21 protein-coding genes and 2 pseudogenes are annotated in these 22936 nt (G+C 68.3%); 10 read left to right on the top strand and 13 right to left on the bottom strand.

Features of this window, described 5'->3' with window-relative positions:
* Positions 1-18: 18 nt before the first annotated feature.
* From nagB to RJ05_RS12385, 3 genes and pseudogenes are all read right to left on the bottom strand, one after another.
* Entirely contained in the window at positions 19-798 is a 780-nt protein-coding gene (gene nagB, locus RJ05_RS12395; RefSeq protein ID WP_036537061.1) for a glucosamine-6-phosphate deaminase, read from the bottom strand.
* Positions 786-1979, bottom strand: coding sequence for an N-acetylglucosamine-6-phosphate deacetylase (locus RJ05_RS12390; protein WP_036537132.1), 1194 nt, complete (start codon positions 1977-1979; stop codon positions 786-788). The genes nagB and RJ05_RS12390 overlap by 13 nt, the downstream gene beginning before the upstream one ends.
* Positions 1980-2246: 267 nt before the next feature.
* Positions 2247-3425, bottom strand: a pseudogene (locus RJ05_RS12385) (PTS transporter subunit EIIC); the annotation flags it as partial.
* A gap of 211 nt (positions 3426-3636) precedes the next feature.
* Here RJ05_RS12385 and RJ05_RS12380 point away from each other — a divergent pair.
* Both RJ05_RS12380 and RJ05_RS12375 read left to right on the top strand, forming a co-directional pair.
* Positions 3637-3876: pseudogene (locus RJ05_RS12380) on the top strand (PTS sugar transporter subunit IIB); the annotation flags it as partial.
* Positions 3873-4343: a PTS sugar transporter subunit IIA gene (locus RJ05_RS12375; protein WP_036537057.1), complete on the top strand. Its 471-nt coding sequence runs from the start codon at positions 3873-3875 to the stop codon at positions 4341-4343. The pseudogene RJ05_RS12380 and the gene RJ05_RS12375, both read left to right, overlap by 4 nt.
* Positions 4344-4362: 19 nt before the next feature.
* On the opposite strand, the gene RJ05_RS12370 is transcribed toward RJ05_RS12375, so the two are convergent.
* Both RJ05_RS12370 and RJ05_RS12365 read right to left on the bottom strand, forming a co-directional pair.
* The gene (locus RJ05_RS12370) at positions 4363-5100 is read right to left on the bottom strand and encodes a GntR family transcriptional regulator (RefSeq protein WP_036537054.1); all 738 of its coding nucleotides are present in this window, start codon (positions 5098-5100) and stop codon (positions 4363-4365) included.
* Between the two features lie 150 nt (positions 5101-5250).
* Positions 5251-6708, bottom strand: a complete 1458-nt coding sequence (locus RJ05_RS12365; protein WP_036537052.1) for an MFS transporter — start codon at positions 6706-6708, stop codon at positions 5251-5253.
* 55 nt (positions 6709-6763) lie between these two features.
* On the opposite strand from RJ05_RS12365, the gene RJ05_RS12360 reads away from it, so the two are divergent.
* Positions 6764-7549, top strand: a complete 786-nt coding sequence (locus RJ05_RS12360; protein WP_051016504.1) for a TetR/AcrR family transcriptional regulator — start codon at positions 6764-6766, stop codon at positions 7547-7549.
* Here RJ05_RS12360 and RJ05_RS12355 read toward each other — a convergent pair.
* Complete coding sequence (locus RJ05_RS12355) at positions 7514-8410, bottom strand: Sco1979 family transcriptional regulator (RefSeq protein WP_036537050.1); 897 nt, start codon at positions 8408-8410, stop codon at positions 7514-7516. The genes RJ05_RS12360 and RJ05_RS12355 overlap by 36 nt on opposite strands.
* A gap of 354 nt (positions 8411-8764) precedes the next feature.
* Between RJ05_RS12355 and RJ05_RS12350 the strand changes: the two genes are divergently transcribed.
* The 4 genes from RJ05_RS12350 (at position 8765) to RJ05_RS12335 (ending at position 11779) form a co-directional block, all read left to right on the top strand.
* The gene (locus RJ05_RS12350; protein WP_081597293.1) at positions 8765-9595 is read left to right on the top strand and encodes an SAM-dependent methyltransferase; all 831 of its coding nucleotides are present in this window, start codon (positions 8765-8767) and stop codon (positions 9593-9595) included.
* Positions 9596-9650: 55 nt separating this feature from the next.
* Positions 9651-10130, top strand: coding sequence for a hypothetical protein (locus RJ05_RS12345; RefSeq protein ID WP_051016490.1), 480 nt, complete (start codon positions 9651-9653; stop codon positions 10128-10130).
* Between the two features lie 141 nt (positions 10131-10271).
* Positions 10272-11111, top strand: coding sequence for an SAM-dependent methyltransferase (locus tag RJ05_RS12340; protein WP_036537049.1), 840 nt, complete (start codon positions 10272-10274; stop codon positions 11109-11111).
* A gap of 86 nt (positions 11112-11197) precedes the next feature.
* A complete protein-coding gene (locus RJ05_RS12335; RefSeq protein WP_036537046.1) occupies positions 11198-11779 on the top strand; it encodes a TerD family protein in 582 nt (193 codons plus the stop codon).
* A 98-nt stretch (positions 11780-11877) separates the two neighbouring features.
* Here the strand turns inward: RJ05_RS12335 and RJ05_RS12330 are convergent, their stop codons facing one another.
* Positions 11878-12234: an ArsR/SmtB family transcription factor gene (locus RJ05_RS12330; protein WP_036537043.1), complete on the bottom strand. Its 357-nt coding sequence runs from the start codon at positions 12232-12234 to the stop codon at positions 11878-11880.
* Between the two features lie 92 nt (positions 12235-12326).
* On the opposite strand from RJ05_RS12330, the gene RJ05_RS12325 reads away from it, so the two are divergent.
* Positions 12327-14309, top strand: a complete 1983-nt coding sequence (locus tag RJ05_RS12325) for a heavy metal translocating P-type ATPase (RefSeq protein WP_051016489.1) — start codon at positions 12327-12329, stop codon at positions 14307-14309.
* A 30-nt stretch (positions 14310-14339) separates the two neighbouring features.
* Here RJ05_RS12325 and RJ05_RS12320 read toward each other — a convergent pair whose 3' ends face one another.
* On the bottom strand, positions 14340-15944 hold the full coding sequence (locus RJ05_RS12320; protein WP_051016503.1) for a BCCT family transporter: 1605 nt from the start codon (positions 15942-15944) through the stop codon (positions 14340-14342).
* Between RJ05_RS12320 and RJ05_RS32890 the strand changes: the two genes are divergently transcribed.
* Positions 15868-16167, top strand: a complete 300-nt coding sequence (locus RJ05_RS32890; RefSeq protein WP_373365059.1) for a hypothetical protein — start codon at positions 15868-15870, stop codon at positions 16165-16167. The two genes, RJ05_RS12320 and RJ05_RS32890, sit on opposite strands and share 77 nt — an antisense overlap.
* 134 nt (positions 16168-16301) lie before the next feature.
* Here the strand turns inward: RJ05_RS32890 and RJ05_RS12315 are convergent, their stop codons facing one another.
* Both RJ05_RS12315 and RJ05_RS12310 read right to left on the bottom strand, forming a co-directional pair.
* Complete coding sequence (locus tag RJ05_RS12315; RefSeq protein ID WP_036537037.1) at positions 16302-16799, bottom strand: carboxymuconolactone decarboxylase family protein; 498 nt, start codon at positions 16797-16799, stop codon at positions 16302-16304.
* Positions 16796-17875, bottom strand: coding sequence for an NAD(P)H-dependent amine dehydrogenase family protein (locus tag RJ05_RS12310; RefSeq protein WP_036537034.1), 1080 nt, complete (start codon positions 17873-17875; stop codon positions 16796-16798). The genes RJ05_RS12315 and RJ05_RS12310 overlap by 4 nt, the downstream gene beginning before the upstream one ends.
* A 67-nt stretch (positions 17876-17942) precedes the next feature.
* On the opposite strand from RJ05_RS12310, the gene RJ05_RS12305 reads away from it, so the two are divergent.
* On the top strand, positions 17943-18713 hold the full coding sequence (locus RJ05_RS12305; RefSeq protein WP_036537031.1) for a fructosamine kinase family protein: 771 nt from the start codon (positions 17943-17945) through the stop codon (positions 18711-18713).
* A 153-nt stretch (positions 18714-18866) separates the two neighbouring features.
* On the opposite strand, the gene RJ05_RS12300 is transcribed toward RJ05_RS12305, so the two are convergent.
* The 3 genes from RJ05_RS12300 to RJ05_RS12285 all read right to left on the bottom strand — a co-directional run bounded on the left by RJ05_RS12300 (position 18867) and on the right by RJ05_RS12285 (position 22900).
* On the bottom strand, positions 18867-20528 hold the full coding sequence (locus RJ05_RS12300) for an alkaline phosphatase D family protein (RefSeq protein WP_036537028.1): 1662 nt from the start codon (positions 20526-20528) through the stop codon (positions 18867-18869).
* Between the two features lie 226 nt (positions 20529-20754).
* Entirely contained in the window at positions 20755-22452 is a 1698-nt protein-coding gene (locus tag RJ05_RS12290) for an alpha/beta hydrolase (protein ID WP_036537024.1), read from the bottom strand.
* 223 nt (positions 22453-22675) lie between these two features.
* The gene (locus RJ05_RS12285; RefSeq protein ID WP_130916831.1) at positions 22676-22900 is read right to left on the bottom strand and encodes a LapA family protein; all 225 of its coding nucleotides are present in this window, start codon (positions 22898-22900) and stop codon (positions 22676-22678) included.
* Positions 22901-22936 lie beyond the last annotated feature (36 nt).

Here is a 22936-nt window from a genome sequence, read left to right as displayed (position 1 = left end):
TCAGAAGCGGCGTCGTCCTCAGAAGCTCTGCCGGCTCGGTTTGTGTTCGAGCGCGTAACGGTAGTAGTCGGCCAAGCGCAAGGCGCTCGCGGCGGCCTCGTCGACGACCACTGTGACGTGGCGGTGCCACTGGATGATCGAGGCCGGGCAGAACGCGGTCAGCGGGCCCTCCACCGCGGCGGCGATGGCGGCGGCCTTTCCGGCGCCGAGGGCGATCAGCACCAGGTGCCTGGCCTCGGCGATGGTGCCGAGCCCCTGGGTCAGTACGTGGCGCGGCACCGCGTCGGGCCCGTCGAAGAACCGCGCGTTGTCACGGCGGGTCTGGGCGGTCAGCGTTTTGACCCGGGTGCGTGAGGTGAGCGCGGAGCTCGGTTCGTTGAATCCGACGTGGCCGTCGGTACCGATCCCGAGCAGCTGCACGTCGATGCCTCCGCAGGCGGCGATGGCCGCGTCGTAACGTCGGGCTTCGGCCGCGATATCGGCGGCTTCCCCGTCCGGGCCATACACCTGTGCCGGGTCGAGGTTCACGTGGTCGGCGAATTCGGCACGGATCACCGAGAAGTAGGACTGCGGATGGCTTTTCGGCAGGCCGATGTATTCGTCGAGCAGGAACGCCCGGCACCCGGAGAAATCCAGGCCGTGCTCGCGATTGCGCCGGGCGAGTTCGCGGTAGCTGCCCAGCGGCGAGGACCCGGTGGCGAGACCGAGGGTCGCGGCTCCGCGACGCACGCAGCCCTCGACGATATCGGCCACGGTGTGCGCGACCTGCCGCTCGTCGTCCCGGATCACGATTTCCATGCGGTTCCTTCCGTCTCGGCCGGCACGCCGGCGTGGTAGACCCGGCGCACGCGCAAGGTGGGGTCGGCGACGATCACGTCGGCGCGGTAACCGGCGGCGAGAACGCCGCGTTCGGAGTCGAGGCCGAGCACCGCCGCCGGGGTGCGGGTGGCGGCGGCCACGGCGTCGGGCAGCGACACACCCGCCGCGACGACGGTGTGGCGCACCACGTCCAGCAGCCGCATGGTGCCGCCGGCGATCGGACCCGCGGCGGCCTCGGCGGTGACCACGCGCGCCACCGCCTGCTCCACCCGAACGCGCAATGGGCCGAGCCGGTAATCGCCATCGCTCATGCCCGTCGCGGCCATCGCATCGCTGACCAGGGCGATCCGCTCCGGGCCGACAGTGTCGAAGACCATTGCTACCGTGTCGGGGGCCAGATGCACGCCGTCGGCGATCAGTTCGACGACCAGCTCGCCGCGGCCGGCGGCGGCCAGGCAGGCCGCGACCGGTCCCGGCGACCGATGGTGCAGCGGCGGCATGCCGTTGAACAGGTGCGTGGCGGTCAGCGGCGCTCCGGCTTCGGCGATACGGGCCGAGGTGGTGGCCGCGTCGGCGTCGGTGTGCCCGAGGCTCGGCAGCACACCGTGCGCACGCATCGCCGCGAGCAGGGCCGTGAAGTTCGCCGTTTCCGGAGCAACGGTCATCGAGCGGACGGTGCCCCGTGCGGCCAGGCAGATCCGTTCGAACAGTTCCGGGTCGCCGGGAATGATCGCGGCCGGATCCTGTGCGCCGCACCGGGCCCGGCTCAGAAACGGCCCCTCCAGATGGATGCCGAGCAGCTCTCCGCGCTCCACCAGATCGGCGAGCACGGCCGCCTGCCGCAACAGGTCCGCCGCCGGGGCGGACACCAGGCTGCCCAGCAGCCCGGTGGTTCCGTGGGCGCGATGGTGGGCCACGGCGTGGCGTGCTCCGGCGGCGTCGGTGTCGGGAAAGCCGGCCCCCGCGCCGCCGTGGCAGTGCAGGTCGATCAGTCCCGGCAGCAGGATCGAGTCGCACGGCGGTGGTAGCGGTAGGCGGCCCGGATAGCGCGCTGCCGGGCCGGCCCAGCGGATGTGCGCGCCGCCGAGTTCGACGATGCCGTCAGCGATATCGCCGCCGATCTCGGATCCGGCGCCGACGATCCGACCGCGCAACAGGATCGACGCGTCACCGCCGGCTTCACCGCCGACACTCAGCACCGCCGGCCCGCCCTCGGTCTCCCGGGCTGGAACGTCGCGGATCCGGCGACGGCTGTGGTTTCGGCCATGATCACCGATCTTCGGGCTTCTTCTCGGGATCGCTGTCCACCCTCGCCGCCGACGGCTGTCGGCCGGGCGGATCTCGGCGTCCGGCGCACCACCCGAGTTGCCGCCGGATTCCGTGGTGGCGGCCGGGTGGGCTACCGGCTCCGTTGCCGTGCCGCTGGTTTCGTCGTCGGTGTCGGCTTCGCGGCCCGGGGTGCGCAGGTTCCACTTCTTGATCACGAAGCTGAACAGCAGGTAGTAGATCACCGCGTAACCGAGGCCGATGGGGATCAGCAGCCAGGCGTCGGTGGCCTTGCCGAAGTTCAGGGCGTAGTCGATGAATCCGGCCGAGAAGGTGAAGCCGTCGTGGATGCCGAGAGCGTTGACCAGCGCGTGCGAGGTGCCGGTGAGAATCGCGTGCACCACATACAGCGGCCACGCCACGAACATGAAGGAGAACTCCAGCGGTTCGGTGATCCCGGTGAGGAACGCCGTCAGCGCGGTGGAGAGCATGATCCCGCCGACGAGTTTGCGCTGCGAGGGGCGGGCGTTGCGCCAGATGGCCAGGGCCGCCGCGGGCAGCGCGAACATTATGATCGGGAAGAAGCCGGTCATGAAGGTGCCGGCGCTCGGGTCGCCGGCGAAGAAGCGGTTGAGATCACCGCGCACGATTTCGCCCTGCGCGTTCTCGTAGTCGCCGATCAAGAACCACACGGTGGTATTGAGGATGTGGTGCAGCCCGGTCGGAATCAGCAACCGGTTGGCGGTGCCGTAGATGCCGCCGCCGAATACGGAATTCTCCGCGACGGTCTCGCCGACCCAGGTCAGCCCGGCGTTGAACAGCGGGTAGGCGAAGGCCATGAGCACGCCGATCCCCAGGCCGTTGAAGAACCCGAGGTAGTCCGGCAGCTTGGTGCGATAGAACCGCTGCCACAGCAGCGCCGAGAGCAGTCCCATCACGATGCCGGCCAGCACGCCGTAATCGATCATCGCCTGACCGCCCTTCGGGTCGGTCTCCCCCTCCAGCACGATCGGTGACATCGCCTCGAAGACGCCGTCGACCACCAGGTAGCCGACGACGGCGGCCAGGGCGGTCGATCCGTCGGATTTCTTCGCCCACCCGATGGCGATCCCGACCGCGAAAATCAATGGGAGCCAAGTGAACACGGCTTGACCGGCAGCCGAGACGACGCTCGCTGCGCTCGCCAATGCCGAGAACCGGCCCAGCAGGTCGTCCTGGCCGAGTCGCAGCAGGATGCCCGCGGCGGGCAGCACCGCGATCGGCAGCATGAGGCTGCGTCCCAGACGCTGCAATCCGGCGAATGCCGCCGATTCCTTCTTCGGAGTGTCTACGACAGCCATATCGACCTTCTTCGTCGCCGGAACGCGGCGCTTCGCCGTGGTGGAGCCACCGGAGACACCCCCGTGGATCCGGCGGAAACCCGGATGGGCCGGGCCACCGACGGGTACTGTCCGGTCATAACCAGTTGCCAGTTTGACCAGGTAGTGGCCCGATGTCAATCGGACCATATGATCCAGGTAACACCCGGCACCAGCATGGAAAGCCAACGAGGGAGAACACATGTCCACAGCGGACGCCATCATCAGCGGCCTCGGCGGCGCCGACAATATCGTCGAGATCGAAGCCTGCATCACCCGGCTGCGCACCGAGGTGAAGGACGCGAGCTTGGTGGACGAGGCCGCGCTCAAAGCCGCAGGCGCGCACGGTGTGCTCAGGTCCGGCTCGGTCGTGCAGGTCGTGGTGGGGCCGGTGGCCGACACACTCGCCGAAGACATCGAGGACCTGCTGTGACGGTGCCGGTCCTGACGCCACTTCCGGGGCGGGTCCTGGCACTGGCCGACGTGCCCGATCCGGTGTTCGCCGGTCAGCTGGTCGGCTCGGGCGTGGCCATCGACCCGGTCCGGGATCGTGGCGCCCTCGACGTCCTCGCGCCCATCGCGGGCACGATCGTGAAACTGCATCCACACGCGTTCGTCATCCTCGGCGCCGATGGTGTCGGGGTGCTCACGCATCTGGGGATCGACACGGTGAAGCTCGCGGGCGCCGGGTTCGCCCTGCTCGCCGCCGAAGGCGATGACGTCGACGCCGGCACGCCGATCGTGCGGTTCGATCCGGCCGAGATCGACGGCACCGGATACTCGGCCATCTGTCCGATCGTGGTGATGGATTCGGCGCGCGATTCCATCGACCCGGCCACTATCGGGACCGATGTCGAAACCGGTGCGACGCTGTTCGTTTGGACTCCGATCCCGCGGTAACGCAGCAGGGCCCGAACCGTCAGCGCGGCTCGCGCTCGTGCCCGACCTCCATCTGCAACCGGTAGCGGTCGGAGCGGTACCAGCTCTGCGTGTGTTCGACCGCGACGCCGCCGCTGAAGGAGATGCGGTCGAAATGCAGCACGGGCGCATTCCTTTTCACGCCGAGCAATGCGGCGATGCCGGCGTCGGCGGCGGTGGCGTCGACGGTCTGGGTGGCGCGTTCGATCGGGCGGCCGTAGCGGTCGGCGCAGGTCTGGTAGATGGAGGCGGTCAGATCCCCCTCGATCAAGCCCGGCAGCAGTCCGGCGTGGAACCAGCCGTCGTCCACGCTCACCGGGTCGCCGTCGGCCAGGCGCAACCGCTTGATGTGGTAGGCGCGCGCCCCCTCGTCGAGGCCGAGTGCCCGCCCCGAAGCCTCGGGCACCGCGTCCTCCTCGGCGATCAGCACCACCGTCGTCGGCTGGTGCCCTTGCGCGCGCATCTCCTCGGTGAACGACGCCAGATGCAGCCGCGACTGGACTGGGCGATGCGCGACGAAGGTCCCTTTGCCGCGCACGCGCACCAGATGACCTTCGTTGACCAGCTGGCCGATCGCCTCGCGCACGGTGATCCGGCTGACGCCGTAGTCCTGCATCAGGTTGCGCTCGCTGGTCAGCAGATCACCCGGCTGGAGTTCGCGTGTGCATTTGTGCAGCAGGATGGCGCGCAACTGTTCATGTTTGGGAATCGCACTGTCACGCAGCGGCACAGGCATCACAGCGGCTCCTTCGTCGGGGACCGGAGATCCACTCTCGCCGGGCCCGAAGGTCCCTACCGGTACGGTCCGGTCTCCGAGGGTACTCCCCTCCCAGCAGCGGCCGACCGCATGGCGGGTGCGCGGCAGCGACGACACGCACCCGCTCCGCGCTCAGCTCGGTACCGCGACCGGCTCCGGCACCATCGCCTGCGGCGGCCGGGCCCGCAACAGCACCAGGCCGAGCACGGCGGCCGCGATGCTGAAGCCCGCGCTGATCCACGCTCCGGTAGACATCGCCTCGGTGAAGGCCAGCTTCGCCGGTTCGGTATAGCCGAGTTCGAAAGCCGCACCGATGGATTCGCGGGCCGGCTCCGGCGCCTCGGAGGGCATGTTGGCGGTGAACACCCCGGCCAGCACGCTGCCGAGCACCGCGATGCTGATCGCCATGCCCACCTGCTGCAAGGTGTCGTTCATGGCCGACCCTACGCCGGCGTGCTCGAGCGGAATCGCGCTCATGATCGCCGCGTAGGCCGAGGGTCCGGCGAGACCGCCGCCGACGCCCATGATCAGCATGCTCACCAGCACCGCGCCGTAGCCGGTGCCCGTCGCGAGCACTACGAACGCCACACCCATCACCAGCAGACCGCTCACGATGAGGGTCTTGTTGCTCAACTTCTTGCCGAGGGTCGCGCCCAGCCCGTTGCACACCGCCGCCGCCACCGCGTACGGCAGCAGTGCGAGCCCGGCCTTCATCGGCCCGTAGCCGAGCACGAACTGCAGGTACTGGGTGAGCATGAACATGATCGCGCCCATACCGAAGACCATCAGCAACAACGTCAGGCAGGTGCCGGTGAAATCGCGATTGCGGAACACCGCCAGCGGCAGCATCGGATGCTCGGATCGGCTCTCCCACACCACGAACGCGACCGCGGACACCACGGCGAGGCCGATCACCGGGAGGTTCCATTCCCGCTCGATGATCACATACACCGCCGAGACCAGCGCCAGGATCGATAGCAGCACCCCGACCAGATCGACCGGCCGCTGCTCCCCGGTCGTCTCCGGCATCAGCACCAGCGCGGCCGCGATCGCCAGGATGGCCACCGGGATGTTGATCAGGAACACCGAACCCCACCAGTAGTGTTCGAGCAGGAAACCGCCGAGCGTCGGGCCGGCCACGATGCCGACCATCGACACCGTGGTCCACGCGGCCATCGCCAGCCGTCGTTCCTCCTGGTCGAAGGTCGTCATCAGGATCGACAGCGTCGACGGCATCAGCAGTGACCCGCCCACGCCCATCGCGGCTCGCGCCCCGATCACCTGCCAGGGTTCGGTGGCCAGCACGGCCGCCAGTGAGGCCACCCCGAAGACGGCCAGACCGAGCACCAGCATCCGGCGCCGCCCGAACCGGTCCGACAGGCTGCCCGCGGTGAGCAGTAGACCCGCGAAGACCAGGACATACGCGTCGAGGATCCACTGCACATCCGACGGGGTGGCGCCCAGCTCCCGGATCAGCGACGGGATCGCGAGATTCAGCACCGTGCCGTCGATCATCAGCACCAACAGAGACAGACAGAGCACACCCAGGATCAACCAGCGCCGGGGGTCTCGTACAACGTTCGATTCCACTCGCACAGTGTACGAAGTAATCGAACAGCGTGCGAGCGAATATAGAATGAACCCCGTGACCAAGCAGTTCGAGTCGGTGTGGAGCCGCGAACCCCGCCAACCCAAGTCCTCCGGGTTGCATCGCGATCAGATCGTGCGGGCCGCGATCGAGATCCTCGACACCGAGGGCATGGAGGCGCTGAGCATGCGCAAGCTCGGCGCCCGGCTCGCAGCGGGCGCGACCAGCCTCTACTGGTACGTGGCGACCAAGGACGAGCTACTCGAGCTGGTACTCGACGAATTCTGGGGCATGGTCCGGGTTCCCGAACCCGAACGGAACTCCTGGCAGGAGGTCTCGACCGCGTTCGCCTACAGCATGCGCGAAACCATGCTGAACCATCCGTGGGTCGCCACACTGCTGGGGCGGCTGCCCAGCATCGGCCCCAACTCCTTGCGGCTGACCGACCGCCTGCGCCGCACCTTCGTTCGCGCCGGCTTCGAGGGCAACGACGTCTATCTGGCCACCGGCACCCTGTTCTCGTTCGTGCTCGGCCAGATCCTGCCGTTGATCGCCTGGAAGAACGCCTACGGCGATGACAATGTCGACACCTCGAACGTGATGACGGTGCTCGAGGATCTGGGCGCCGACTATCCCGAGATGATCCACGACTACCGCCATACCGTGCCCCAGGATCTGGACGTGGCCCGCGCGGTGGCCTTCGACTTCGGGCTCATCTCGGTCCTGGATGGGCTCGAGGTGCGGCTGCGCGGTGGGGCGAACATCGACACACCGATCGACTCGGGCGACTCCGGAATGCGCGGTCGGTCAGTCCCGCGCGGCGTAGTCGGCGAGGATCTGTGAGAGGAATTGCAGGCTCTCGGCCGGCGACAGGGCCTGCACGCTGAGCTGATTCATCACCGACATGTACAGCTCCACATCGTGGCGCTTCTCCATGTAGAGCGAGCTGGTCAGCTGTTCGGTGTAGACGATGTCGGGCAATTCGGGTTCCGGGAAGCGCAGGATGCTGAACGGCCCACCGGCCGCGGAATGACCGCCGGCCGAATAGGGCAGCACCTGGATACGCACATTGGGCATGTCGGAGATGGTGATCAGGTGTTCGATCTGCTCGCGCAGCACCTTCATGCCGCCGACGGGCCTGCGTAGCGCATTCTCGTCGATGACGGCCCACAGCGTCGGCGCCGCCCTGCGGTGCAGGATCTTCTGCCTGCGCATGCGGACCGCGACGCGGCGTTCGGTCTCGTCGTCGTTGCCGAGCATGATGACCGAGCGGGCGTAGTCGGCGGTCTGCAACAGGCCGGGAATGAACTGGGCCTCGTAGGTGCGGATCGTGGTGGCCGCCTGTTCGAGCCCGACGTAGGTTTCGAACCACGCCGGTAGTAGGTCGCTGTAGCTCTGCCACCAGCCGGGGTCGTTGGCCTTACGCGCCATATCGAGGTAGGGCTCGCGCTTGTCGTCGTCGGTGACGCCGTAGAGGGTGAGCAGATCGCGGATATCGCGTTCCTTGAACCCGGTGCGTCCCAGCTCGAGCCGGCTGATCTTGGCGTGCGAACCGCGAATGGCGTCCCCGGCCGCTTCCCTGCTGACACCGCAACTTTCCCGCAGCCGGCGCAACCTGCTGCCGAGCGCGATCCGGATCACCGTTGGACCACGCTCTGCCACAAGCAGTTCCACGTTGTCGCTGTTGTCCTGGTCGTTGGTCATGGACCGCCTCTGGCCGATAGTGGATAGACCGCGATCCGCCCGGTCACACCCACCGGTTCCACCGCGTCGGTTGCAGATCCTACTCGCTCCTACAGCGAAACCACCGGAGCCCGTTACCCGTCGGCGATCATCCTGATGACGGCCCGGCGACCCGACGCCCACCCTCGGCACAGACTGGTCGGTCGCCGAATTGCCCGCGGCGCCCGCCGGGTATGACCGTTTGCTCCGTCGATGACCGATGCGCGCGGATGTCGCAGCGGGACAACGGCATAACTTCTTCTCGATACCGCGCGCGGCGTACGTGTGATGCGTAGAGTTCACAGTCGTGGGAGCCGATGGGAGAGGAGCCCCATGATGCCGATGGAAGATGAGGATCTCGCTCGGCGTGTCGACCCTGACACGCCGAGCATTGCCCGCGTCTACGACTACGGACTGGGCGGCACGGACTGGTTCGAGGTCGATCGCAAAGTATACGAACACCTACTCACCGTGGTGCCCAACCAGAACGCGGTCGGCGTGGCGAACCGGCGCTGGCTCGAACGGGTGGTGCGCTACCTGACAAGTCAAGCGGGCATTACCCAGATCCTGGATCTGGGCAGCGGGCTGCCGACGCAGAAGAACACCCATGAGATCGCCCAGGAACTCGGCGCGGAGGTCATGGTCGTCTATGTCGACAACGACCCGGTGTGCGTGCGGCGGGGCAAGGAACTACTCGAGGCCAACGAGTACACCCACTTCCTCGATCTCGATCTCACCAAGCCCGACGAAGTCCTCGGCCATCCGGCGGTGAACCAGTATCTCGACCTGAGCAAGCCGCTGCTGATGATGCAGTGCGGCACATTGCATCACGTCGACGACGATCGCGATCCGGCGGGCATCATGGCCGAATACATCGAGCGGCTCGCGCCCGGCTCCTACGTCATGATCAGCCATTTCTTCGATCCCGGCGACGAAGACGCCGAACTGCACCAGCTGGCCCGTCGTGCCGAGCGCGCCCTGCACGACGAGGGCCTCGGCACCGGCCGCTGGCGCACCCGCGAGGAACTCATGCCGTTCTTCGACGGGCTCGAGCTGCTCGAGCCGGGACTGGTACCGCTGGACGACTGGTGGCCATGGGGTCCCGACGAGCGCGAGCGCGTCCCGGACGAGTACCTGATCATCGGTGGCGTAGGCCGCAAGCCGTAACTCGCACTTCCGTTCCACAGTTCGCATTCGATTCACACGATTACAGGAGGCCGCAATGTCAGCGGACGCCGACACCACCACCGGGAACGCACAGATCACCGAGCAGGACGTCCGGGACAAGCTCGCCGGCATCCTCGCCACCACCAGCATCGATCTCGCGACGTCCAAGGACGGCGTGAACTGGTGCTCGAGCGCCTTCTTCGCCCACCTCGACGACGACCCGTTCCGGCTCACGCTGATCCTCGAATCGGGCGGGCGCACCCTGGAGGCGTTGCGCGCCAACCCGAATGTCGGCATCAAGGTGGTCAGCGGCGGATTCACCGATCCTTTCGCCCAGGGCCTCGGCACCATCGAGGTGCGTGATGCGGCCGACCGGGACGAGACGTTCCAGGCGCTGGTGCAGAAGGAACCGATGATCGAGCCGTTCTTCGCCACCCCGGTGGAAGCGCTGCTCGTGCACGTCGACTGGTGGCGGGTCACCCACGTCGGCGCCGGCTGGCTGCCCGGCCGGCGGCTCGACCGGGTCTCGGCCTGATCCACCCCATCGCACCTTCCGGGAGCATTCCCCGGCGGCGAATCCCACGCCGCCCGAATGCATCCGGACCCATTGCCGGGACGCTCCTCGGCCCCTACGCTGAGTGAGTCGTATCACAGTTATTGCAGAGAGAGGTTCTCGATGTCCCAACCCGCTCCCCAGACCGGTGTTCGCGCTCCGGTCGGCGTGGACACCACCCGAGCGAGCATCGCCCGCGTCTACGACGTGAGCCTGGGTGGCAAAGACAACTACGACGTCGACCGCGCCGCGTTCGATATGATCCTGCAAGCCGCGCCCCGCCAGCGCGACGTGTCGAAGATGAACCGGCGCTGGCTGCATCGGGTCACGCGGTATCTCGCCGGCACCGTCGGCATCGACCAATTCCTCGACATCGGTGCGGGTCTGCCCACCGTCGGCAATACCCACGAGATCGCCCAGAGCCAGAACCCCGAGGCGACCGTCGTCTACGTCGACAACGATCCGGTGTGCAACGCACACGGGCGGGTGCTGCTCGAACAGAACGAATACACCCATTTCGTTCCGGCGGATCTGACCCAGCCCGATACGTTGCTCGCGGACGATGAGGTCACCCGGCACCTCGATCTCGAGCGTCCGCTCGGTCTCATCCTGTGCGGCATCCTGCATCACGTCGACGACGATCTCGATCCCGTCGGCATCATGCGCCAGTACATCGATGCGCTGCCTTCGGGTTCCTACGTCGCCATCACGCATTTCTGGAATCCGAACGACGGTTCCGAGCTCGCCGAGCTCGCCGTGCGCCTGCAGCGTCAGTTCACCGAGATGGGACTCGGTTCGGGCTGGTACCGCACCAAGGAGGAGATCGCCGCCTACTTCCACGATCTCGAGATGGTCGAGCCGGGCCTGGTCGAACTCGAGCAGTGGTGGCCGATGGGCCCGCCGATCCGCGAACCGTTCCCGGAGGAGCGAGTGATGCTCGGCGGAGTCGGCCGCAAGCGCTGAGTCGCCCGCGCGCAGCGGATTCCGCGGCCATGGCCGTGTAATCCGCTGCCCTGCCCGCGGACTCGTTCGTGGGTACGCTGAGGTCCATGATAACGCTCAAGAAAGAAGACGGTGCCGCGGATCTGAGCGGCATCACCAAACTGAGTGTCGGGGTGAGCTGGGACCCGTCGGCGGGTGCCAGCGGCGGCGCGCTCGGCTGGGCTCGCCGCAAGCGCGGCGTCGACCTGGACCTGATCGCGATTCTCATGCAGGGGGCCGAGCCGGTGCGGTTCGCCGGCCTGGATTCGCTCGACCCGCTCGGCAACGGCGCGGTCCTGCACAGCGGAGACGAGCAGACCGGCGCTGCGTCCGGTGACGACGAGACCGTGCAGGTCACCTTCGCCGACGTGCCCGGCGGCATCGACTCGATCGTGTTCGTGGCGGCGGCCTTCAAGAAGGGCTCGTCGTTCGAGAAGGCGAACAATATTTCGTTCAAGGTCTACGACGCCACCGGCGGCGACACCCAGCAGGTGGCCGATATCTGGCCGTCGCTGCTGGGTGCCGACAACGCCAACGCGGTGGCGCGGGCCTTCCGGTCCGGTGCGAGCTGGCAGCTCGAGGTGCTCAACCGCAAGGGCAAGATCAAGCAGGGCGATAAGCAGGCGCTGCTGCGCTTCGCCATTCAGTGATCCACGCGTGGTGGCGGGGCTTGCGCGGTTCCGCCACCACGAGCGACGGCTGCACGCCGATTCGACTTCGCCGCAACCGATATCAGCGATCAGCCCGGTCAGGCCGTTTCGTCGTCGGCGATTCCGAGCCCGAGATGCTCGATGTGATAGACCGCCTCGTCCAGCAGCATCGCCACATGGCTGTCGTAGAGCCGGTAGATGACGCTTCTGCCCTGCCGTGATCCGGTGACCAACCCCATGGCACGCAACAGCCGCAGCTGATGGGAGACCGCGGATTGCTCCATCTCGACGGCTTCCACCAGATCCCCCACCGAGCACGGGCCGTGCCGCAGCCTGGTCAGGATCCGTAGCCGGCTCGGCGTGGCCAGGGCTTGCAGAGTCGCTGCCACCGTGGCCGCCGAATCGGCATCCAACTGGGCGGGCGGCGTAGTTCTGCCCTCGACTCCGTGTCCCACGAGATCACTGTACCTTGCGGGATTACATGAAGACATGTACATGTATTCCTGTAGTCCTATGCCGCGCCGATCTCGAACGGAGCACTCCGGAGATGACTTCCTCCCCCTTGCTGGATCGGCCGAACGCCGCACAGTCCGCGCCCCGGCGCGCGGACCGCCGGACCGCCTGGACCCTGTCCGAGGTGCGCTGGGCGGTGGCGGCCACCGCACTGTTCGTCACGGGCCTCGCGGCGCACTGGGCCGGTGCACCCGACTGGCTGGTGTGGTCGCTGCTCGCGTGCTGTTATGCGACCGGCGGATGGGAGCCGGCGCTGGAAGGCCTGCGCGCACTGCGCGACCGGACCCTCGACGTGGATCTGCTGATGATCGTCGCGGCGCTCGGTGCGGCCGCGATCGGGCAGATCGTCGACGGCGGACTACTGATCGTGATCTTCGCGACGTCGGGTGCCCTGGAGGCGGTGCTGACCCACCGCACGGCCGAAGCGGTGCGCGGGCTGCTCGATCTCGCGCCCGACCGCGCCACACTCCTCGACGGCGGAGACGAACGAGTCGTCGACGCGCACACTCTCATGCCCGGGCAGCTGATCCTGGTGCGGCCCGGTGAGCGGATCGGCGGCGACGGTGTCGTCGAATCCGGGCGCAGCGAGGTCGATCAGGCCTCGATCACCGGCGAACCGCTGCCGGTACCGGCCGGGCCGGGAGACGAGGTCTTCGCCGGCGCCATCAACGGCACAGGCACACTGCGGGTGCGGGTGCGGCGCGCGGCGGCCGATACGGTGATCGCGCGGATCGCGGCGATGGTGCGCGAGGCATCCGAATCCAAGGCAGGCACCCAGCTGTTCATCGAACGGGTCGAGCAGTGGTACTCCACCGGTGTCGTGATCGCCACGCTCGCCGTGCTGTTCATACCGCTGGCCGCGGGCTCGGCACTCCAGCCCGCGCTGCTGCGGGCGATGACGTTCATGATCGTGGCCTCTCCCTGTGCGATCGTGCTGGCGACCATGCCGCCACTGCTGGCCGCCATGGCCACGGCGAGCCGTCATGGCGTACTGGTGAAATCGGCGGTGGTGATGGAGCGGCTCGGGACGGTGGACACCGTCGCCTTCGACAAGACCGGCACCCTGACCGAGGGCCGTCCGCAGGTCAGCGCGATCCGGGCCGTCACCGGCGAGCTCGACGCCGACGCGATGCTCGCGCTGGCGGCCGCCGCCGAACGTGACAGCGAACATCCCCTCGCCGCCGCCATCGTCACCGCCGCCAGCGACCGCGGGCTGCCGCGCCCTGCGGTCACCGCATTCGACTCGCGGCCGGGCCGCGGAGTGCGCGCCACTGTCGAGGGCCGCGTGGTCGAGGTCGGCCGCCCCGGCGACCTGCTGCCGGCGTCCACCGAGACCGACAGCGCCGCGATGAACGCCGAATCCTGTGTCGCCGAGTGGGAATCGACCGGCGCGACCGCCGTGGTCGTCACCGTCGACGGCCGCCCGGCCGGTGTGCTCGCGGTGACCGACCGCCCGCGCCCGGCCGCGGCCCGCGCCGTCACCGATCTGACTGCCCTCACCGGGCACCGGCCGGTCTTGCTCACCGGCGACAACCCGCGTGCCGCGGACGCGCTGGCCGGTTCGCTCGGGATCGTCGATGTCCGGGCCGGCGTCCTGCCGGAGGACAAGGTGGCGGCGGTGCGCGAGCTCGTCGGGGCCGGTCGCCGTGTGGCCGTGGTCGGTGACGGCGTCAACGACGCGCCGGCGCTGGCGGCCGCGCACGTCGGTATCGCCATGGGCCGCACCGGGTCCGATCTGGCGGTCGATGCCGCCGACGCCGTCGTCGTCGGCGACGACCTCGGTACCGTCGCCGCGGTCGTCACGCTGTCGCGGCGGGCGCGGCGCATCGTGGTGGCGAATCTGACCATCGCCGCCACCTTCATCGTGGCGCTGGTCACCTGGGATCTGGTCGGCACGCTGCCGCTGCCGCTGGGCGTCGCCGGCCATGAGGGGTCGACGGTGATCGTCGGGCTGAACGGGATGCGGCTGCTCGCCGACCGCGCCTGGCGTGACGCGTTGCGCCCCGGCCACGCATGAGGCGTCGCCGGGCCGCGGGGAACGCGAAGGTCAGCTGGCCGTGCGGTCTTCCGGTGAATCGTCGGGTTCGTCCACCACCACGGCCTCGGTCACCAACTCGAATTCGCCGTCGTGGCGTTCGGTGCCCTGCACGACCGCGTCGACCACCAGCTGCACACCGAGATCCTCGCGCTGGATGATCGGGTCGGCGCGCAGATCACGGTACAGCGACACACACATGAAGCCCATCACCACCATGAACGGCAGCGACACCACCGTGGTGAGCGCTTGCAGTCCGGTCAGCGCACCGCCCAGATTCGCGGGATCGGCGATGACGAGCATGATCGCCGCCACCGCGCCGGTGGCCGAGCCCCAGAAGATCACCGTGGGCCGTGAGGGTTCGATGCTGCCCTTCTCCGACAGCGTGCCCATCACGATGGAGGCCGCGTCGGCGCCGGAGACGAAGAAGATCGCCACCAGCACCATCACCAAGCCTGCGGTGAACGAGGCCAGCGGATAGTGATCGAGCAGATGGAACAGCGCGAAGTTCTCGTTCACCGAACCGTCGGCCTCGGTCAGGTCGTTGGTCTGGCTCTGCTGCTGGATGCCCGCGCCGCCGAAGATGACGAACCAGATCAGGCTGACTACGCTCGGCACCAGCAGCACACCGGTGACGAACTGACGGATGGTGCGGCCGCGGCTGATTCGCGCGATGAACATGCCGACGAACGGGGTCCAGGAAATCCACCAGGCCCAGTAGAAGATGGTCCAGCTCGACAGCCAGGTCTCCATCGCCTCGCCGCCGGCGACCCCGGTGCGCGAGGCCATCGTCGGCAGCATGGCGATGTAGTCGCCGATGGCGGCCGGCAGGAAGTTGAGCATCACCAGCGTGGGCCCGGCGATGAACACGAACGCCGCGACCGCCAGGGCCAGCACCATATTGATGTTGGACAGCCATTGGATGCCGCGATCGATGCCCGACACGGCGGAGAAGATGAAGGCGATGGTCAAGCCGCAGATGATGGCGACCAGGCCGACCTTGCCGATCGCGTCGATCCAGCCGTTGAACTCCATACCGGCCCCGATCTGCAACGCACCAAGACCCAGCGACGCCGCCGACCCGAACAGGGTCGCGAAGATGGCCATCATGTTGATCGCCTGGCCGCCGATGCCGTCGGCTCGGCGGCCGAGAATCGGGCGGAACACCGAGGAGATCAACTGCGAGCGACCCCGGCGGAAGGTGCTGTAGGCGATAGCAAGTCCGGCGACCGCGTAAATCGCCCACGGGTGCAGTGTCCAGTGGAACAGGGTGGTCGCCATGGCGATCTCGGCGGCCTCGGGGCTACCCGGTTCGGCCGTGCCCGGTGGCGGGCTCACGAAATGCGATAGCGGTTCGGCCACGCCCCAGAACATCAATCCGATGCCCATTCCGGCGCTGAACATCATCGCGATCCAGGAGACGGTGCGGAATTCGGGTTTCTCGCCGTCGGCGCCGAGCGGGATCTTGCCGTATCTGCTTGCGGCCAGCCAGATCACATACACCACGAAGACGGTCGCGATCAGCACGAACAACCAACCGGTGTTGCTGATCACCCAGGTCTGCGCGTTTCCCGCCGCGGTGGCCAAGCTGGTCCGGTCGATGATGCCCCATGCCACGAACGCCAGGGACCCGATCGCCGTGACGCCGAAGACGAGACGGTCGAGTCCTGGTTTCGCCGGTGATCTGCCAGCAACCCGGTGCACCGTCGCTTCGGTGTCCCGGGAATTTCTGTCGGCGCCGATCGACATTGAATCGGAGTCCTTTCAGATCGCGAACGACCGCTGGTGGGCGGTAGTTCTCTTCCCGCAGCAACCGTACAGCGTATCGGTCACGCCGTGACGCATAACACCTCTGTCGGCCTGATCTGCGCAGCTCATCCAGCACATTGCGGCCCATGGCGCCGGTTGAGCCGTCCCGGACGCGGGGCCGACTCCATCGTTACCCCGCGCGTACTGCGAGCAAACCTCAGCGCATCATGGTGTGGCGGTGCCGGAGTGGCCCGGGAGCACACACACCGCGTCGAGTCCGAGGACATGATTGAGGCGGCCGAAGGCGAGCCAGGATCCGATGCTCATGCTCAGCTCGACGATCTCGGTCTGGCTGTAGCAGGCCGACATCCTGGCCCAGAACTCGTCGTCGAGGTTGTGGTGGTCGAGGGCGTAGCGCTCGGCGTATTCAGCGGCCAGACGCGTGCGCTCGTCGAAGGCGTCGGTGGTGCGCCAGTCGGCGACGGCGTCGAGGAAGCCGGGATCGACCTTCTCGCCGTCGCGTTCGGTGCGCCAGTCCAGGCAGAACAGGCAACCGTTGATCTGGGCGATGCGCAGGCGCGCGGCTTCGAATTCGGCCAGCGCGAGCGTGGAGTGGGAGTACACCGCGAGCGAGAAATTCGACGCGGCGACGCCGATTCCGGGCACCATCTCGCCCCAGACGTAGCCGATCGGGTCCTTGCCCTCCGGAATGTCGATCCTCATGCTCGGTTCCTTCCCACCCTGCCCACCGCCGGTCGCAGCGGGACATCGAGCGCGTCATAGAGTCCCGGCCCGGCCTCGGTGAGCCAGTCGATCGCGGCGACGAGCCGGCCGACCGCGGTGGCATTGCCGCCCGCGGCGTAGTTGCCGTCCTCGTCGGTGGCCTCGATGGTGACTTCGAGGCGCGGACGGCCTTCCACGATCACCCGGTGCGCGCCGGAGCCGTTCGGCGGGACCGGCCAGTCCGGTGCGCAGCTCGGGTGGATGCGGGTGATGTGTTCGATGACGATCGAGGGCTGCCCCGCGACAATGCCCTGCACCTCGAACCGCACGGCGCCCTGGGTGCCCGCCGCGAACTCCCCCATCGACGCCGTGCCGACCGCGCTCTCCAATTCCCGGCGGTCGAGGGTTTCGCGGATCTCGTCGAGTTCGACCCCCAGTGCGCGGGCCATGAGCCGAATCTGGCCGCCCCACACCATCGTCGGCACGCCGGGAGCCACCATCGGCGGCGCGTAGCCCATCGGCTGACCCATACCCACCAGATATCGCACCGAATCGGGCTGGTCGTAGCTGGAGTAGTCGAAGATCTCCTGGCAGCGGATGCCATCGATGACGGTGCCGAGCCCGCTCATCAGCAGCGGCAGCACATCATTGCCCCATCCCGGATCGACCCCGGAGACGAACAGCGACCCACCGCCGGACTCGATCGCGGCCAGGACCTTCTCGCGCTGGTCGGCGGGTGCGTTGCGGGCGTCGTAGAAGGCGTAGAGCGCGGGGGTCACGACCACCGCGCCCGCGGCGATGGCGGCGACGATATCGGCCAGGGCGTCGTCGGGGCGGATGTCGCCGGAGGCGGCGTACACCACTGCCCGTGGGCGGGCGGCCAGCACCGCGGCGACATCGGTGGTGGCGGCGACGCCGAGTTCGTGGTCGAGGCCGGCGAGTTCACCCGCGTCCCGGCCGGCCTTGGCCGGGTTGTGCACGATGACGTCGGTGAGTTCCAGCCCGGGATGCGCCGCGACGGCACGGATAGCCGCGCGGCCGACGTTGCCGGTGCCCCACACCGCTGTGGAGATCATCGGGCGAGTCTAGCAAGTGCTTGGTTGGCGGGAGGGCGTTTCCGACAGCCGGTCATCCGGTCGTACGGTGGCAATCGTGACCACCTTTCGGAAGGCCGACACCGGGACGCATCCGGACTTCTATCCGGCCGAGGCGGCGGGGCTGCGTTGGCTCGGTGCCGCCGGAGCACCGGTGGTCGAGGTGCTCTCGGTGGACAGCGGGCACATCGAGTTGGCGCGACTACCGCACGGCCGGGCCTCGGCCGGTTGCGGCTTCCGGCTCGGCGAGGCGTTGGCGCGAATGCATGACGCGGGTACCAACGGCGCGGGATTCGGTTGTCCGCCCGCCGGTTTCACCGGTCAGATCTTCATCGGCAAGCGGCCGATGAGCAGTGTCGAGCACGGCCGCTGGGGCGAGTTCTACGTCACCGAGCGGGTGCTGCCGTTCCTGGCCATCGCCTATGACGCGGGCAGTGTGGACCACGCTCAGCGCACCGTCATCGAGCGGGCCTGCGCCGTGGTGGCCGATGGACGCTTCGACGACGGCGAGCCACCCTCGCGAATCCACGGCGACCTGTGGAACGGCAATGTGGTGTGGACCGGCGAGCAGGCCGTGCTGATCGATCCCGCCGCGCACGGCGGGCACCGGGAAACCGATCTGGCGATGCTGGCGCTGTTCGGGTGCCCGTACTTCGAGCAGATCATCGAGGGCTACCAGTCGCGGCATCGGCCGGCGGAGGGGTGGCGGGCCAGGGTGCCGTTGCATCAGCTGCATCCGCTGGCCGTCCATGCGGCCGGGTACGGGCCCGGTTACGGGCAGGCACTGCATCAGGCGGCGCTGGATACCTTGCGGCTCTGAGCCGTTTCCACATCGTGAGCGGGTGCGGCGGGCCGTGTGATCAGTCGGCAGACCGCGGTCGCGGCATCGCATCCGGCGACAGCCGAAGCTGCTGGTGTCGTCGGTGTCGACATGGTCGCGCGGACCGACCGCCGCCGGCGCCGATCGCGGTGATCACCGATTGTCGCCCGGGTCGATCGGCGCCGCGGCGGCGTGCTCGACGCGAATTGTGGGCTCGGCCGTTGCGGGCCGTTCCCACCGCGACGCCTCTACCGCTCCCGGAACCCCGTCCTGCACCACGAAACTCGCCCTGGTGTGGACAGGCGCGCCAGGACGTTCGACATAGGGCACGACGCGGAAATCCGTGCGCCACACCCGCTCATCCACCTCCACCCGTACATAGCCGCGTTGACTGTTGTAGAACTTCAGATCCGGGTTGGCCGCCAGCAGATCGCGGCCGCGGGCGGGCAGGTCGACGCCGTCGCCACCGCTCGAGATCGAGGTTCCGGTGAATTCGGCTGCCACCACCGCGGATTCGCTGTCTCCCACGTCGCGTCGCAGGTCGGCGGCGTAGTTCTCGTGCCGGTCGCCGGTGAGCACCACCAGGTTGCGTACCGAGCGGTCGGCGGCGGCACCGAGTATCGCCGCGCGTTCGCTCGCGTACCCGTCCCACGCGTCGGTGGAGATCGCCACCCCGGGACCGGGATCGTGGTCGGTCCGGCCCAGCACCACCTGGTTGCCGAGTATCTGCCAGCGAGCGGGCGAATGCGCGAATCCGTCCAGCAACCACTGCCGTTGCGCGCCACCGAGAATGGTGCGGTCGACACCGGGCGCCTGCGCGCAGTCGCTGACGATCTCACCACCGCAGGCCTGCCGGGTGCGGTATTGGCGAGTGTCGAGCAGGGTGATCTCGGCGAGGTCACCGAAGCGGTAGCGCCGGTGCAGACGCATGTTCGGTCCCGACGGTAGCTGCGCCAATCGCAGCGGCTGATGTTCGTACATCGCCTGGAAAGCGGCCGCGCGACGGCGCAGGAACACTGCCCGCAGTGCGTCGAGATCGATCGCCGACGCGGCGGCGTCGGCGGCCCAGTCATCGTCGACCTCGTGATCGTCCATGGTGACCAGCCACGGGAAAGCCGCATGGGCCCGGCGCAGCGGCTCCTCGGATTTGAACCATGCGTAATGCAATCGGTAGCCGGTCAGATCGCGAGCCTCGTGGCGCAGCGGCGAGGGCACCCGAACGCCGCGACGACGGCCCGTCAGCGGATATTCGTAGATGTAATCGCCCAGGTGCACCACCAGATCGAGGTCTTCATCGGCCAGGTGCCGGTAGGCGGTGTAGTGGCCGTCGTTCCAGGCCTGGCAGGAGGCGTAGGCGAAACGCAGCCGTGACCCCGTTCCGGGGCGTGGCGCGGTGCGGGTCCGCCCCACCGGCGACAGCGCCGAACCCGCGCGGAAGCGGTAGTAGTACCAGCGCTGCGGTTCCAGACCACCGATTTCGGGATGCACGCTGTGGCCGAGCGCGCGATCGGCCACCACCGAGCCGCGCCGCACCACCTGCCGGAAATGCTCGTCTCCGGCGATCTCGAAGTCGACGGTCACCGGACGCGCCGGCATGCCGCCGTGGCCGTCGGGGGCGAACGGATCCGGTGCCAGCCGAGTCCACAGCACCACCCCGTCGGAGGTCGGCTCGCCCGAAGCGACGCCGAGGGTGAAGGGGTCGCCGGTCCAGCGTGGAGCCCGGAACCGGGCGCCGGAGACCGCGCAACTTCCCGCAAGCGCGGCGGCCGACGCCACGCCACCGAACCGCAACAGCTGCCGACGCGACAGGCCCATGGTTCATGGTGGGGGTGCCAGATCGACGGCCACTCACCCGTGCGGTGAAGCCGGCGATGACATCGGGCGAACATTCGTCGTCGGCGGCGGGCACTACAGGAAGGTGCCCGAGCCGATCTCCGACGCCGATGCCGGTGCCGCGCTGGAAGAGGAATGCGACGACCTGATCGAGGAGAGCGCGCAGATCGCGGGCAACCTCCGGTACGCGCCGTAACCGGCGCGGCTGTCAGTTGCCGCCGGTCAGCACCGCCCGCAGGCGTTCGGTGTCGGCCGGTGTCCAGTCCGGCGGTTGCAGGATCGCCGCCCACGAGTCGGCGATGGCGGCGTGGAAGGTGTGGCCGTACCCGTCGGGGACGTTGGTGGAGACCGCCATATCGGCCGACACCTGAAGGAAGGTGACGATCGGAATCCAGCGGGTGCGGTCGAGGACGTCGTCGGCGCGGGGTTCACGCAACCAATCCGGTTCGTGCAGGGCGAGTCCGGGCGTCCACCAGGTGATCGGGTCGGAGCCGTGCTGCAGATACACCACCCGCGGACCCGGCCAATCCGGGGAAGGCCGCTCCAGGTCGGCGGGCCGGGCGACAAACCGCACCGTGCGGCCGTCCTGGAAGATGGGCAGCACCTGCGGCGTGCCGGGATCGCGGCGCGCGGTGACGTCTGCCCACACGACGTTGTTGCTGGTCGGCCCGACGAACAGGGCGCCATCGGTGCGCGCGGTCAGATCCTGGATCCCGGAGAACGCCGCTTCACCGCCGAAGGAGCCGAGGCTCTCGCCGAACACCACCAGCTTCGGGCGCGCGTCCTCGGGCATGGCCGACCATCGCGCGTAGACCGCCTCGAACAGCGCCTGCCCGGCCTGACGGGCGCGTTCCTGATCCACCAGGAACGACAGCCAGCTCGGCAGGTACGAGTACTGCATGCTCACCAGGGCGGTGTCGCCGTTGTACAGATATTCCAGCGCCGAGGCGGTGGACTGGTTGATCCAGCCGGTGCCGGTCGTCGTCGCGACACCGATGACGGCGCGGTCGAAGCCGCCGGCGCGGTCGAGTTCGGCCACCGCCAATTCCGCCTCGGCCCGCACGGTCTCGGCCGAGGCCAGCCCGGTGTAGGCACGGATCGGCATCATCGCCGGGCGGCCGTTGAACTCCGCGAGCTGCTCGACGGTCGGCCCGTTGCCGACGAAGATGCGGCCCTGCCTGCCGAGGGAATCCCAGGTCACCAGCGAGCCAGGGCCGCCGGAGCGTTCGGGCACGGCGGGCGCCGGGTTGTCGGCGTCGGTCTCTTGGTTGACGGCGGCAAAGGTGTTGTTGAGCACCGACATCGCACCGTTGGCCACCACGCCGTCGAGCACGGCCACCAGCGCGACAGCCACCAGCACGCCGCCGGCCACCACGGCGACGCGGGCGGGCAGCACCTTGGTCAGCAGCCCCGCCACCCACCTCGTCACCGCGATGACGGCACGCACCAGCGCGACCAGGATGGCGAACACCACCACCGCGACCACGAGAATGATCGGGTACGACCAGATCGACAGCCCGGAAACTCCCATGAGGGTCCGTAATTCGTCCTGCCAGCCCGCGAACCAGATCAGCATGAGCACCGTGCCTGCCACCCCGATCCCCGCCAGCATCCACCAGGTCACCGCCCGGGTGGGCCGCGGCTGCTCGCGATGCAGCATCCAGCGGATGATCGCCGCCACCAGCACGCCGAGCCCGTAGCCGATAGCGGCGGCAGCGCCGGTCACCACACCCTGGAACAGCGCGTCGCGCGGCAGCAGCGAGGGCGTCAGCGACAGCCAGATCAGTACCAGTGCGCCAACCAGTCCACCGAACTCGAGCCGCACCCACCCGCGCCTGCGCTTCGGGCCTTCCTGCTCGTCGGAGTCCGCAGCGGTCTGCCTCGCCGGGGTCGTTGTCGTCGCCACTGCGCACCTCGTTCAGCCACACCGGAGTCGACGCCCGTCGACAGTTCGACCACAGTATGGTTCAGATCGGCGCGCAAGATGCGCTCATCGGCGCTCGCCGCCGTCATGTCGGCACTGTGCGTGCCCGGCGCGGCGCCACGGCCGCGTCGCCCGGCGAACACGGTGGGGTCATCGACGCACAGCGACACCGGGCCACTCGATCGGCGAGAGGTCCTGCCCTGCTTCAGCGGCGACGGCGCATGGTGAGCACGCCGGCGGCCCAGCCGACCACGAAGATCGCCAGTAGCGCCACCCACATGGGTGAGGTGATGGTGATGGCCAGAATGTCGATCGACACCTTGCCGCGGTTCTGCAGGATGAAGATGACGGCCAGGATCGTCAGCACCAGCGCCAGCCATTGGGTGGGCGATACTCGCTGCAGGATCGAGCGCTTCTCGGTGGAATTCACGGCCACTCCCATCTACCCGACAGGGCTTTGCGCTCA

The organism is Nocardia cyriacigeorgica NBRC 100375, assembly GCF_000308555.1.
Lineage (GTDB): Bacteria > Actinomycetota > Actinomycetes > Mycobacteriales > Mycobacteriaceae > Nocardia > Nocardia cyriacigeorgica.
This window is presented reverse-complemented; position numbering and strand designations above follow the sequence as displayed.

Coding starts and splice junctions, on each gene's coding strand:
- nagB (WP_036537061.1), bottom strand. CDS start 798: ATGGAAATCGTGATCCGGGACGACGAGCGGCAGGTCGCGCACACCGTG.
- RJ05_RS12355 (WP_036537050.1), bottom strand. CDS start 8,410: ATGACCAACGACCAGGACAACAGCGACAACGTGGAACTGCTTGTGGCA.
- RJ05_RS12350 (WP_081597293.1), top strand. CDS start 8,765: ATGCCGATGGAAGATGAGGATCTCGCTCGGCGTGTCGACCCTGACACG.
- RJ05_RS12345 (WP_051016490.1), top strand. CDS start 9,651: ATGTCAGCGGACGCCGACACCACCACCGGGAACGCACAGATCACCGAG.
- RJ05_RS12340 (WP_036537049.1), top strand. CDS start 10,272: ATGTCCCAACCCGCTCCCCAGACCGGTGTTCGCGCTCCGGTCGGCGTG.
- RJ05_RS12335 (WP_036537046.1), top strand. CDS start 11,198: ATGATAACGCTCAAGAAAGAAGACGGTGCCGCGGATCTGAGCGGCATC.
- RJ05_RS12325 (WP_051016489.1), top strand. CDS start 12,327: ATGACTTCCTCCCCCTTGCTGGATCGGCCGAACGCCGCACAGTCCGCG.
- RJ05_RS12315 (WP_036537037.1), bottom strand. CDS start 16,799: ATGAGGATCGACATTCCGGAGGGCAAGGACCCGATCGGCTACGTCTGG.
- RJ05_RS12310 (WP_036537034.1), bottom strand. CDS start 17,875: ATGATCTCCACAGCGGTGTGGGGCACCGGCAACGTCGGCCGCGCGGCT.
- RJ05_RS12300 (WP_036537028.1), bottom strand. CDS start 20,528: ATGGGCCTGTCGCGTCGGCAGCTGTTGCGGTTCGGTGGCGTGGCGTCG.